General features: G+C 38.8%; 15 protein-coding genes. 6 read left to right on the forward strand and 9 right to left on the reverse strand.

The window, feature by feature from the left end:
- Both purD and argF read left to right on the forward strand, forming a co-directional pair.
- A partial coding sequence (gene purD, locus ACTB1O_RS11795; protein ID WP_462995338.1) for a phosphoribosylamine--glycine ligase occupies nt 1–1097 on the forward strand: 1097 nt, incomplete at its 5' end.
- Complete coding sequence (gene argF / locus ACTB1O_RS11800) at nt 1094–2008, forward strand: ornithine carbamoyltransferase (RefSeq protein WP_462995339.1); 915 nt, start codon at nt 1094–1096, stop codon at nt 2006–2008. The genes purD and argF, both read left to right, overlap by 4 nt.
- Nucleotides 2009–2013: 5 nt before the next feature.
- Here the strand turns inward: argF and ACTB1O_RS11805 are convergent, their stop codons facing one another.
- On the reverse strand, nt 2014–2292 hold the full coding sequence (locus tag ACTB1O_RS11805) for a hypothetical protein (RefSeq protein ID WP_462995340.1): 279 nt from the start codon (nt 2290–2292) through the stop codon (nt 2014–2016).
- A 165-nt stretch (nt 2293–2457) separates the two neighbouring features.
- Here ACTB1O_RS11805 and ACTB1O_RS11810 point away from each other — a divergent pair, with 165 nt between their 5' ends.
- Both ACTB1O_RS11810 and ACTB1O_RS11815 read left to right on the forward strand, forming a co-directional pair.
- On the forward strand, nt 2458–2610 hold the full coding sequence (locus ACTB1O_RS11810) for a hypothetical protein (protein ID WP_462995341.1): 153 nt from the start codon (nt 2458–2460) through the stop codon (nt 2608–2610).
- A 52-nt stretch (nt 2611–2662) separates the two neighbouring features.
- Nucleotides 2663–2983, forward strand: a complete 321-nt coding sequence (locus tag ACTB1O_RS11815; RefSeq protein WP_462995352.1) for a peptidylprolyl isomerase — start codon at nt 2663–2665, stop codon at nt 2981–2983.
- A gap of 144 nt (nt 2984–3127) precedes the next feature.
- On the opposite strand, the gene ACTB1O_RS11820 is transcribed toward ACTB1O_RS11815, so the two are convergent.
- Together ACTB1O_RS11820 and ACTB1O_RS11825 are read right to left on the reverse strand one after the other, a co-directional pair.
- Nucleotides 3128–3370: a hypothetical protein gene (locus ACTB1O_RS11820; RefSeq protein WP_462995342.1), complete on the reverse strand. Its 243-nt coding sequence runs from the start codon at nt 3368–3370 to the stop codon at nt 3128–3130.
- A 16-nt stretch (nt 3371–3386) separates the two neighbouring features.
- Nucleotides 3387–4877: a methanogenesis marker 14 protein gene (locus ACTB1O_RS11825; RefSeq protein WP_462995343.1), complete on the reverse strand. Its 1491-nt coding sequence runs from the start codon at nt 4875–4877 to the stop codon at nt 3387–3389.
- Between the two features lie 259 nt (nt 4878–5136).
- Between ACTB1O_RS11825 and ACTB1O_RS11830 the strand changes: the two genes are divergently transcribed.
- Nucleotides 5137–5553 carry a pyridoxamine 5'-phosphate oxidase family protein gene (locus ACTB1O_RS11830; protein WP_462995344.1) on the forward strand — a complete coding sequence of 139 codons (417 nt, stop codon included), beginning with the start codon at nt 5137–5139 and terminating at the stop codon, nt 5551–5553.
- A gap of 53 nt (nt 5554–5606) precedes the next feature.
- Here ACTB1O_RS11830 and ACTB1O_RS11835 read toward each other — a convergent pair whose 3' ends face one another.
- From ACTB1O_RS11835 to ACTB1O_RS11860, 6 genes are all read right to left on the reverse strand, one after another.
- Nucleotides 5607–6803, reverse strand: coding sequence for an argininosuccinate synthase (locus ACTB1O_RS11835; protein ID WP_462995345.1), 1197 nt, complete (start codon nt 6801–6803; stop codon nt 5607–5609).
- A gap of 118 nt (nt 6804–6921) precedes the next feature.
- Nucleotides 6922–7404 carry a hypothetical protein gene (locus ACTB1O_RS11840; RefSeq protein ID WP_462995346.1) on the reverse strand — a complete coding sequence of 161 codons (483 nt, stop codon included), beginning with the start codon at nt 7402–7404 and terminating at the stop codon, nt 6922–6924.
- A gap of 134 nt (nt 7405–7538) precedes the next feature.
- Complete coding sequence (locus tag ACTB1O_RS11845) at nt 7539–8576, reverse strand: M42 family metallopeptidase (protein ID WP_462995347.1); 1038 nt, start codon at nt 8574–8576, stop codon at nt 7539–7541.
- A gap of 9 nt (nt 8577–8585) precedes the next feature.
- Nucleotides 8586–9689, reverse strand: coding sequence for a pyridoxal phosphate-dependent aminotransferase (locus ACTB1O_RS11850; protein ID WP_462995348.1), 1104 nt, complete (start codon nt 9687–9689; stop codon nt 8586–8588).
- 18 nt (nt 9690–9707) lie between these two features.
- On the reverse strand, nt 9708–10310 hold the full coding sequence (hxlB, locus tag ACTB1O_RS11855; protein WP_462995349.1) for a 6-phospho-3-hexuloisomerase: 603 nt from the start codon (nt 10308–10310) through the stop codon (nt 9708–9710).
- Between the two features lie 140 nt (nt 10311–10450).
- Nucleotides 10451–10753: a ferritin family protein gene (locus ACTB1O_RS11860; protein WP_462995350.1), complete on the reverse strand. Its 303-nt coding sequence runs from the start codon at nt 10751–10753 to the stop codon at nt 10451–10453.
- A 112-nt stretch (nt 10754–10865) separates the two neighbouring features.
- On the opposite strand from ACTB1O_RS11860, the gene ACTB1O_RS11865 reads away from it, so the two are divergent.
- Nucleotides 10866–11276: hypothetical protein (locus ACTB1O_RS11865; RefSeq protein ID WP_462995351.1), on the forward strand; the 411-nt coding region annotated here is incomplete at its 3' end.

Here is an 11276-nt window from a genome sequence, read left to right on the forward strand (position 1 = left end):
GAGTTGAATACGCAGTAATAGGTCCTGAAGCTCCTCTTGAGGCAGGTATTGTGGATTATCTCGAAGACAGGGGCATTGCATGCGTTGGTCCAAGCAGAGCTGCAGCCCGCCTTGAGACAGACAAAGCATTCTGCCGCGATATGATGGACAAATACGGCGTGGCAGGATGCCCGATGTACCGTGTATTCCACAATGCTGATGACGCCTGTGAATTTATCAAAAACCACGACAGTGATCTGGCAATTAAGCCCATAGGTCTTACCGGAGGAAAAGGCGTCATGATTATGGGTGAGCATTTCGGAAAGGATGGTGCAATTAAGTATATCCAGGAGATCGGCGGAAATGTTGTCCTTGAAGAAAGACTCCTGGGAGAAGAGTTCACTTTAATGGCCTTTGTTGACGGAATAAATCTTATCCCGATGCCACTGGTTCAGGATCATAAAAGGGCATATGAAGGCGACGTGGGCCCCAATACCGGCGGCATGGGATCATACACTATGCCGGATCATATGATGCCCTTTGTAACAGAATCTGATTATGAAAAAGCACTTTCAATTATGAAAGACGTTGTTGCATTCATGGAAAGTGCAAAAACTCCTTATCGCGGAATGCTTTATGGTCAGTTTATGAACACATCAAAAGGCCCGAAAGTCATTGAATTCAATGCGAGGTTTGGAGACCCGGAGGCAATGAACCTTTTAACCCTCCTTTCCACTGATTTCTGCGAAATTGTTAAGAGAATCGTAAAAGGAACTCTGACAGATTCCAGCGTTAAATTCTCAAAAAAAGCTACAGTCTGCAAATATATTGTTCCACAGGGCTACCCTGATTCACCTGTAGCTGATGAACCAATAAATATTGGAGATATCGGAAATGCGCATATGTACTATGCAAATGTTGCAGAAAAAAACGGACAATTATATACACAGACTTCAAGAACAATGGCCTTTGTCGGAATGGCCGACACTTTAAAAGAAGCAGAATCTATTGCTGAATCAGCAGCGGCATCAGTTAAAGGTGCAGTCCGTTACCGCAGGGATATCGGAACGATGACTGTATTAAACAGGCGTATTGAGCACATGAAGGAAATCAGATGAAAAAAAATATTCTCTCAATTTTGGATCTCACAAAGGAAGAATTTGAAGAAGTACTCTCTCTTGCAGCCGATCTAAAAAAAAATAAACAGGCAGGTATTCTTGAAGATATTCTTCCTAAAAAAACACTGGGAATGATATTTGAGAAAGCCTCAACAAGAACAAGGATCTCTTTTGAAGTTGGCATGTATGAACTTGGAGGACATGCGATATTCTTAAATCCCAACGATATGCAGCTTGGACGCGGTGAAGAAATAAAAGATACCGCCCGTGTTCTGTCAAATTATCTTTCTGCAATAATGATCCGCTCCCATCTCCACAGTACTGTGGAAGAGATTGCAAAACATGCAACAATTCCTGTCATAAACGGACTATCCGATAAGGAGCATCCCTGCCAGATTCTTGCAGACGTCCTTACAATAACAGAAAAATTTGGAAAATACCTGACCGACATAAAAGTTGCATGGATAGGTGACGGAAACAATGTATCCAATTCACTCATACTGGCATCAGTATATACCGGATTTGAAGTCCGCATCTCAACACCAAAAGGTTATGAACCGGATCAGGATATTATAAAAACTGCAAAAAAACTCGGAGCGAATATAAAAACCTTTGATAACCCCAAAGATGCCGTTAAAGACTCCGATGTCATATATACAGACACCTGGATATCAATGGGTGATGAAGCTGAAAAAGAGATCCGCCTTAATGCATTTTCCGGGTTTTCTGTAAACCAAAAACTCATAGAGACAGCATCTGAAACCGCAATAGTAATGCACTGTCTCCCTGCACACCGCGGAGAAGAGATTACAGACGACGTTATGGAAGGAGAACATAGTTTCATATGGAACCAGGCTGAAAACCGACTCCATGCCCAGAAAGCACTTTTGGTGAAATTATTAACTGAATAAATTTTTTAATTTAATAATTCATTAAAATCTAAAATATCAGGACTTAATTCCTTCTTTGCTTTCTCAATGAAATATATCATCTCTTCAATAATATCACAGTCACTTCTGGGTTTATCTCCTGCAAGAATATTATCAAGAGCCCGGTTCTGAAATATCTTATGCTGAAGACGTGATTCCTTATAGCCAACAACTGCAACAAAAGATTTGCATTTATTATCAAAAGTTATGGAGAAAATATTCTCGGCATTAACATAACTTCCCTCAAGAGATCTTATCCAGACCATTGGTTAAATTTTCATTGTCAGTACTTTTAATTCTTTTTGATTGAAAAACAATTAAGGAATATTACAAGTTCAGTCTGATTGAAAATAGATAATGCAGTAAGATTATATTTCATAATCTATAGGTATCTTTGGATTATAAATTATAAAAAAAGGAGAGAGCAGAATATGGCAATGCCCAGATATATGAAACTTACACAAAAGGAACTGGATGAAATAATAAATGATCCAAGATGCACACTGGGCCATAAGATGGTGATTGCAGGCAGAGTCGAAAGAGGAGAATGGGAGATCACTGATAGCAAAGAAGAAAAAAATTAATTAAATCCCTTCTTTTTGAAATCCGGATAAAGGGAAATTTAATCAAAAAAATATACAAAAATATTTTAGAGATGTCTTCCAAGTTGTAAGGATGGCAGCAAAGGTTAGAGCCTCACATATTCTTGTAAAGAATGAAGCAGAGGCAAAAGATATTCTCTCAAAGATAAACGCGGGCGACAGTTTTGAAACACTTGCAAAGAAATTCTCAACATGTCCTTCAGGAAAAAAAGGAGGAGATCTCGGAATGTTCGGCAGGGGGATGATGGTTCCGGAATTTGAAGAAGCAAGCTTTAAAGCAAAAGCAGGCGATGTTGTAGGCCCCGTTAAGACACAGTTTGGTTATCATATAATAAAAGTTACAGAAACAAAATAGAACTCTTTTTTTTGAGCCCAAAATCCCTTGGATTAAATAAATATTAGAGATTTTAATCTGATTAAAAACCGAATTGTCCGGCATATCATACATCAGGAGACAATGATATTACATATGGATTTTAAAAAAAAAGATGGTTTTGGATTATTCTTCGCCAATATATTTTTTGAGCTCTAACAGCATATATTCATGAACTTTTTGGGCAGTTTCCTGATCACACCTGAATGCAATCAGATTTCTTACATCCCCGTCCATGTTCGCAAACTTAATGGGTCTGGGTCTGTCTATTATCTCAACTTCAAATTTCTCAGATATATCAATTATGATTTTTCTGGGAACGCCCGGAGGAACAATTACATCGTACAATTCTATTTCATTATTTTCCATATTCAAATCTCCTGTTTTACTTTCCTATTTTTATACGCCTGTTCATAATACACGGTCCTCCCCTGACGCCTCCGATAGGATCCTTTGGCTTTCCCAGAGAACACATACATCTTCCCATTAAAGCAGCTCCTCTTGCAAGACCATCATCAACAAAGAGTACATGATCACAGGGGTTTTGATATATTTCCCTATCTTCAATACCTTTCATGATGTAATCCGGTTTTCTGCCTGATATTGCAGCGCGTCCTGTAAAACCTATTGATGAATTGGGAGGAACAAGATTCTGTTCTATTGCGACATCAACAAGCCTTAGTGCCATACCTGCGCACACATGATCTATTACGTCAGTAAGAACTCCTGTACCGTGTTTGCTATATATCTCTGCGCCGATTGCTTTTAAGCTGTCCGAATTGCTGAAATTTTCACCGGCATCACAGCCAATCATTGCAATTCCGGATTTCATTGCCAGATCTGCACATACAGGCACTCTTCCAAAACGATCACGGTCAGGCGGGACAATACGTATATCGATTAAGTTATGAATAATATCTTCATATTCCTTAACAATTTTTGGTTTTTTCTTTGAAACAGTACATCTAAGGCATTTATCCCCAAACAGATCAAGGGCTGTTCCGGTATTATCTTTCACCTGACCTGTCCCTCTTACAAGTGCATCCGGAATTGCACCTGCAAGACCGCAGAAATTCCCGATTGTCTTTGCAAAAGGCCAGTCGTCATCAGGAGAAACATCACTTGTTATTCGTCCGTCAAGAGTCGTCCCGAAATCAATTGAAAGGCATGGATTTCTGCAGTCCACTTTCGTCCATTTGGCACCTTCTTTTATTCCGGCCATCGCAAGTTCGCCTTCCATCTCATTTGCAACCATTTCCACACCTGATGAACCTACAGGTGGTGAAACACCTGCAACAGTACCACAGAATGTAAGCCTGTCTGCAAAACTGAACTCCCTCAGTTTGCGTGGCAGATTGTCAATACCCATAGGAGGTGTCATCTTCTTTGGAGGGACGCCGGCGTCAAGACATCCGTTTGCAAGAGCAATTACAAAGTCACCTACCTGATCAGGAGAGTCCATTGCGGCAACAACACCTGTGCTTCTTACAACAAAATCCAGATCATCTTTTATTGAAAGATTTGCATCCTTATGGCATTTTATCAAAGTATCTTTAACAAGCTCTGTTACAGACTCTTTTGTTATAGGAGTTCCCACAAGAGTTTCACCGAATATAGTCTCGCCTGGTTTTGGCGGGCGCACATCACGACTCATACTCACTGTCTTGTGTATAACATAAGTCCTGCCTGTTTCAAGATTCGTTCCTGTCAGAATACATTTGGTTGTTGTATTGCCCATCTCAACCGAAGCAACAATAAAATATGGTTTGGATGTATATTCAGGGACACGCATACCTGCCCCCTGCCCCATTACCGGCGGAGGCGGACTTTCGACAACATTTGGACTATTTTTTTTAAATGTGAAAAAAGCACACATGATATATTTCAGTACTATTTTTTTTATGATTAAACCTTTCTTTTCGTAACAATTGTCACCCTGAAACAAAGAAAAGTTCAGAAAATAGCTATATGCTGAAAGTAGTACTATTACACGCTGAAGACAGAAAATGCCTTTTTTATTATTCAGAAAAATCTAAAAGAGGTTTTATTCCGGAAAAACATTGATTTTTTCAATGATGTCTGATAAATATTTTAATTAACTTAAATTATGAAAAACATGCAGGAGATGTAGATATATGGTAAAATTATCAGATGAAATGAAAGCCGTATTTACAAAGAATATGGAAAAGCTCTATTCAGTGCCTATGGCCACCGCCTCAAAGGAAGGGGTCCCAAATGTTGCACCTATGGCTTCAGTATGGCTTGAAGATGACGAAACATTCTGGATTGGGGACAATTTTATGGTGAAGACTCTTGCCAATGTCAGAGAAAATCCAAAAGTAGCATTATTCTTCTGGAATCCTGAAACAAAAAGATGTCTTCAGGTAAAAGGAGACGCAGAAGTCAAAACAGCAGGTCCTGAATATGAAATAATGCATAAAAGAATAACTGATAAAAAACCACAGATGCCGGCAAAATCGCTTATTGTTCTCAAAATCAGAGAGGTATATGAATGCACCCCGGGAAAAGTTGCCGGAGACAAAATATTATAATTTTTTTATTTTTTATTAAGCCATATATGCCGGAAAAGTATTGAAAAATAGAGTTATTTATTGCAGTCTTTTGCAATTATATCTTTCATTCTGGCCTGAAATCCATAATATGCAGAGAATCCCACGGCATCATTCTGATCTATTGTTTTACTCTCAAATGAAACAAGATCATCAGAATACAGGGCATTTGGAGAACTCCTTCCGGAAATTGAAACACTTCCCTTATAGAGAACCACATCAACAATGCCTGTTACTCTCTCCTGGGTTTTATCAATAAATGCACTTAATGCTGCAAACAATGGTTCATCAACCAGTCCCATATAACCAATCTCAGACCATTTATCATCAACTATGTGCTTAAATGCAAGTTCATGACGGCTGAGTATCAGCCTTTCAAGATCTGCATGTGCTTTTAGGAGAACAGTCGCTGCCGGATGTTCATATATCTCACGTGCCTTAAGACCCAGAATTCTGTCCTCAATCATATCGTTTCTGCCAACGCCGTTTCTGCCCGCAATTTTGTTGAGTGTAAGGATAATCTCAATACCTGGCATATTTTTGCCGTTCAATGAAACGGGAACTCCCTTTTCAAACCCTATCTGTATCTCCTCCGGGTTATCAGGTGCATCCTGTGCAGAGACAGTCCACCCATAAATGTCATTAGAAGGATGTGTTGCGGGATTTTCAAGCACTCCACCCTCAATACTTCTGCTCCAGCAGTTTTCATCAACAGAGTATGGTTTTTCCTTTACAACAGGGACTTCTATACCGTGTTTTTTTGCATAATCCATCTCCCATTCACGTGTAAGGTTCATCTCACGCATAGGAGCAATTATTTCCATGCCTTCTTTTCTGAATACAAAATCGAAGCGAAGCTGGTCATTTCCCTTTCCGGTACAGCCATGTGCAACCGTTTTTGCCCCTTCTTTTTTGGCTATTTTTACAATCTCTTCAGCTATCAGAGGACGTGCCAGTGCAGTTCCCATTGGATAGCCCTCATATGAACCGTTTGCCTTTATTGAAGGAAAGAGCTGTTCCTCTACAAAACGGTTTTTTATATCAATTGTATAATGTTTATCAGCAATTTTGTTGCCTTTCTTTGTTGCACTCAAAATATCTTCAGAAGGCTGGCCGACATCGACTGCAACAGTTATTACTTCATCAAATCCATAATGCTCCTTTAAAAGCGGGACACAAATTGAAGTGTCAAGACCGCCGGAGAAAGCAAGAACAACTTTTCCTTTTCCCATAAGTGATATCTCCCTATTTAAATTAAAACGGATACTAATCTGTCTTTATAAATTGTATCTTAAGATAATTTAACTCTGTTGTACAGATTAAAAAAAAAGAATGATTAACTTTGGTTTTTTAGCTCAAAGTGGTCGGAAGTTTCTCAGGTACAAGCTGATCTGATATTACAAAAGTTCCAAGTGAGCCGTCATATACAACAGTAACCTTTACTCTGTCTTTCTGATTTTTGTTCCCTTTAAACTCAACCTTATCTCCGACATTTACAGCGCTTAGCTGCTTTGTTTCATGAGTTCCGTCAGGATAGTAAACATCCACAGTGATGTCTGAAACAAAGTTTTGTCCAAGTCCACCCCTGAATGCTGCAGTAATTGTCCCATAAACTATATCCTTGTCAACCTGTACATCAACAAGATATTTTGCAGGCGGCTGCTGGACAGGGCCGGGAACCATCTCTGATGCTGTTGTAACCTGTGCTGTTGTTGATGAAACAGTTGCAGCCTGTGTTTCCGAAGGTGTTGTACTTCCGGAGTCAGTACATCCTGCAGTAAATGCCAGTGCGGCAAATACCATCACCATTAAAAAAATAACTAATTTCCTCATAGTAAAAGATACTATCATTCATTTTTATATTTGATTCTTTTGGATTTCATTTTTAAAAAATACATAAAACCAGTATTTCAGGTATTATCTGATAAAAATTCCACCTGATTACAGGTTAAAAAAGATTTTTCATCTTATAAATCAGGTTTTGTTTTGACTGCTTCCAAAACCAGTTTAATTCCGTTTTCGACATCTTTTATATCAACAACCTCTACAGGGGAATGAATATAGCGGGATGCAATTGATAGCGGGATGCTTGGAATACCATCTCTTACAAGATGGATAATTGTCGCATCGGTATTTCCACCTTCTCCCACCTCAAGCTGATATGGAATATCATTCACTTCTGCTGTTTTTCTTAACCAGTCAGAAACTTTCCAGTCTGCCATAAGACCTCTTCCGGCTGCACTTACAAGAACAAGAACAGGCCCTTTTCCCATCTCCACAGTTGCTTCTTTTTTGGTGATACCGGGATGATCTCCGGGGATTGTGACATCAGTTGCAATTGCACAGTCAGGTTCTAATGCAAAAGCACTTACTTTCGCACCTTTAAGCCCAAGTTCTTCCTGAACGGTAAATACACCATATATAGTATGCGGAGACTCCGAATGCTTTAAAACTTCTATTAAAAGCGCGACACCGACACGGTTGTCCATTGCTTTTCCTGTTATGCGTCCGTTGGCCAGTTCTTTATATTCACGGTCAATTGTTATCGGAGTCCCAATCTCAATTCCAAGTTCAGATGTTTCCTTATCGCTTGTTGAACCTATGTCAATGAACAGTTCCTCAATCTTAAGTTCCTTTTTACGATCCTCAGGTGACATAACATGAGGAGGTTTTGCACCGATAACACCTGTAACAGGTCCCTTTTTCCCATGAAGAATTACTCTCTGGGTATATGCTGTAGGTGTAAACCATCCGCCAATAGGTACAAATTTTATGAAGCCTTTCTCATCTATATACTGAACCATGAAACCTATCTCATCCATATGGGATGCGATCATGAATTTGAAATCATCGCCTTTTTTTACAGCGATGAGATTACCCATCCCGTCTTCATAAATATCATCCACATGCCCTTCGAGCTCTTCTCTGATAATATCGCGGATATTTCCCTCATAGCTGGAAAGACCGTGTGCATCAGATAATTTTCCTAATAATTCCTTTACCATAATTCTCACCTAAATTGCGTTTTCAATTCTGATTAATGCTTCACTGATATCTTCTTGTGATGCCGCGTAACTGAATCTTGCATAATTATCTGCATTTTTGCCAAAAGCGTCCCCGGGAATTATCACAACACCGGCATCAATAATCTTCTCAAATGTTTCATTTTCCATAGGTACAAACATGTAAAATGCACCCTCAGGTTTTGGGAATTCAAAGCCAAGTCTTCTGAGTCCTTCATAAAGAATATCCCTCCTTTTAAAATATTCATTTTTCATATCAAGAACACAGTCCATGCTTCCTTTGTATGCGGCTATAGCTGCATACTGGGAGACTGATGTTGCACAGGTCTGACAGTACTGATGAACCTTAAGACACTGTTCTATATAACTTTCAGGACCGCCGATAAAGCCAAGTCTCCATCCGGTCATTGAAAACGTTTTGCTTGCGGCATTGATTGTCATTACATTATCAGAATAATTTGCAGCAGAATAGTGCTTCTTCCCATAGATGAAGTGTTCATATACCTCATCTGAAATTACTGTGACACCCTTATCCTCGGCATACTGAGCAATTGCTTTGATCGTTTCTTCGCTTTCCACAGCTCCTGTCGGATTTCCAGGCGAATTCAAAACAATTACTTTGGCACCATCCATCTGCTCCTTGCAGGCCTCAACATTGATATGAAGATTTTCATCAAGCGAAATCCCTTTTGGAATTCCGCCTGCAAGAGTTGCACATTCCCTGTATGAAACAAATCCGGGGTCCTGATACAATACAGTATCATTAATATCAACAAGAGACTGCATGGCTATATGAAGTGCTTCTCCTGCCCCTGCCGTAACAATAATCTGTTCGGGGGAATAGTTAAGACCATTTTCACGCCTGAATTTTTCAGATATTGCCTCTCTTAATTCAGGCACACCGGAATTAAAAGTATATCCTGTCAGATTATTTTCAATAGCCTTAATTCCTGCTTTTTTTATATGATCAGGAGTCGGGAAGTCAGGCTGTCCTATACCAAGATTTATGGAATCTGGTTTTGCTTTCTGGAAAAATTTCCTTATTCCTGACATCTCAACTGAGCAAACCCTTTTTGAAAATAAATCTCTCGCCATCAGATTTTTCACTCCCTTTCATTCAATATTTGCATGCCTTCCTTTGAGATCGCACTCTTCACATTCTGTAATATCCATGATAGCGGAAATTATTGAATCGCTAAAAACCATTGAAGCGGTTTCAAAAAGTGTTCCAAGAGGTGCAAATGATTTGTGCTCACCCATCATCTGACGGATTTCATACTCAGCAGACTCATCATCCACATTGTCCCGGTGACTTTCAATAACAACAACAGAGTCCGCAATCTTTCCTATCCGTGATTCCTTTTTAGAAGAGACAAGACATATTCTCCCCCCTATTGACTTTGAAGTCTCACAGAGTTCTGCAATTGTCTTTGTTTCACCTGAACCGGAAAAAGCTACTATAAGATCTCCTCTTTTCATTGCAGGTGTTATGGTCTCACCAATCACATATGACTTCAGGCCCAGATGCATCAGTCTCATTGCAAAAGCCTTTGCAACAAGACCTGATCTTCCGGCACCCATAACATAGATTCTTTCTGCGTTCAGTATTTCATCAATAAAACACTGAACCTGCTCATCAGAAAGAGAATTTGCCATTTCTTCAATTTTTGAAGCCATAAGGCGAATCATATCCTGCACAGTATTACACTCAGACATAAGATAATCCTATAATTATCATTATGAAATATTAGCATATCCTTTTTTTGAATCATTTGGTTTTAAAAAAATCAGTCTATTTAAAAAATTTCTTTTATTTTATTATTAAAGGATAATTTTTTTTTAAAGAATTTTGAAAGTTATTTTTGCTTTTCGATCTCTTCTTCCACTTCAGCATAACCTTCTTTATAGAACTTTTCCTCATCTGGTGCAAGCTCATGCAGGAGTCTTAGGAATTCACCGGCATGAACCTTCTCTTCATCTGCGATATCCAAGAGAACTTCTTTTGCAAGTTTGTTGTCTGTCGATTCTGCAAGCTGTACATAGAGCTGTATTGCTTCATACTCTGCAGAGACCATAAACCTGATTGCTCTTATCAACTCTTCATCTGTTAATTTACGGTCACTTTTAAGTCCTGAAAAAGGATTTCCAAAATCGGGCATGTTTATCTCCTCCAATTTATGTTTTGTAATCTATGAAGGGATATATGTTACGGTAATTACCAAATCAGTTTTCTAATATGTAGTTGATATTAATTCAGGAGATAATCACTATATGAAGAGAAAAAGCCTAGATACTCTAAAAGGAGAAGACCTGGAAGAAAAACTAAAAAATCTCGGAATATATAGAGGAAAAGAGTGTAGTGTTTTAGATTTAAACAAGCTTTACAAAATATACGGTCTTGAAGTTGTCCTTTATTTTGAAAAGGATCTTGCAGAAAATTCAACATATGAAAAAGATCTCATTGATTTTGCAGATGAACAGGAGTTTGGAAGACCCTTTATCATTGCTGATAAATTTATTAATTTCGGAAAGGAAAATGATCCTTCATTTGAAAACCGTCTTTCTGAGTTCCCTCTTATGATAACAATTGCAGATTTTGGAGAAAGAAAAACAGAAAGCGGCTCAAAAAAAGTATATATAAAGGGCATGATGCCATTTCTGGATGATTTTGATGTTGATGCC

This window comes from Methanomicrobium sp. (genome assembly GCF_055145805.1).

Bases quoted from the DNA above. Each gene is read 5' to 3' on its own strand.
- argF (WP_462995339.1), top strand. From the start codon at position 1,094: ATGAAAAAAAATATTCTCTCAATTTTGGATCTCACAAAGGAAGAATTT.
- ACTB1O_RS11805 (WP_462995340.1), bottom strand. From the start codon at position 2,292: ATGGTCTGGATAAGATCTCTTGAGGGAAGTTATGTTAATGCCGAGAAT.
- ACTB1O_RS11810 (WP_462995341.1), top strand. From the start codon at position 2,458: ATGGCAATGCCCAGATATATGAAACTTACACAAAAGGAACTGGATGAA.
- ACTB1O_RS11820 (WP_462995342.1), bottom strand. From the start codon at position 3,370: ATGGAAAATAATGAAATAGAATTGTACGATGTAATTGTTCCTCCGGGC.
- ACTB1O_RS11825 (WP_462995343.1), bottom strand. From the start codon at position 4,877: ATGTGTGCTTTTTTCACATTTAAAAAAAATAGTCCAAATGTTGTCGAA.
- ACTB1O_RS11830 (WP_462995344.1), top strand. From the start codon at position 5,137: ATGGTAAAATTATCAGATGAAATGAAAGCCGTATTTACAAAGAATATG.
- ACTB1O_RS11835 (WP_462995345.1), bottom strand. From the start codon at position 6,803: ATGGGAAAAGGAAAAGTTGTTCTTGCTTTCTCCGGCGGTCTTGACACT.
- ACTB1O_RS11840 (WP_462995346.1), bottom strand. From the start codon at position 7,404: ATGAGGAAATTAGTTATTTTTTTAATGGTGATGGTATTTGCCGCACTG.
- ACTB1O_RS11845 (WP_462995347.1), bottom strand. From the start codon at position 8,576: ATGGTAAAGGAATTATTAGGAAAATTATCTGATGCACACGGTCTTTCC.
- ACTB1O_RS11850 (WP_462995348.1), bottom strand. From the start codon at position 9,689: ATGGCGAGAGATTTATTTTCAAAAAGGGTTTGCTCAGTTGAGATGTCA.
- hxlB (WP_462995349.1), bottom strand. From the start codon at position 10,310: ATGTCTGAGTGTAATACTGTGCAGGATATGATTCGCCTTATGGCTTCA.
- ACTB1O_RS11860 (WP_462995350.1), bottom strand. From the start codon at position 10,753: ATGCCCGATTTTGGAAATCCTTTTTCAGGACTTAAAAGTGACCGTAAA.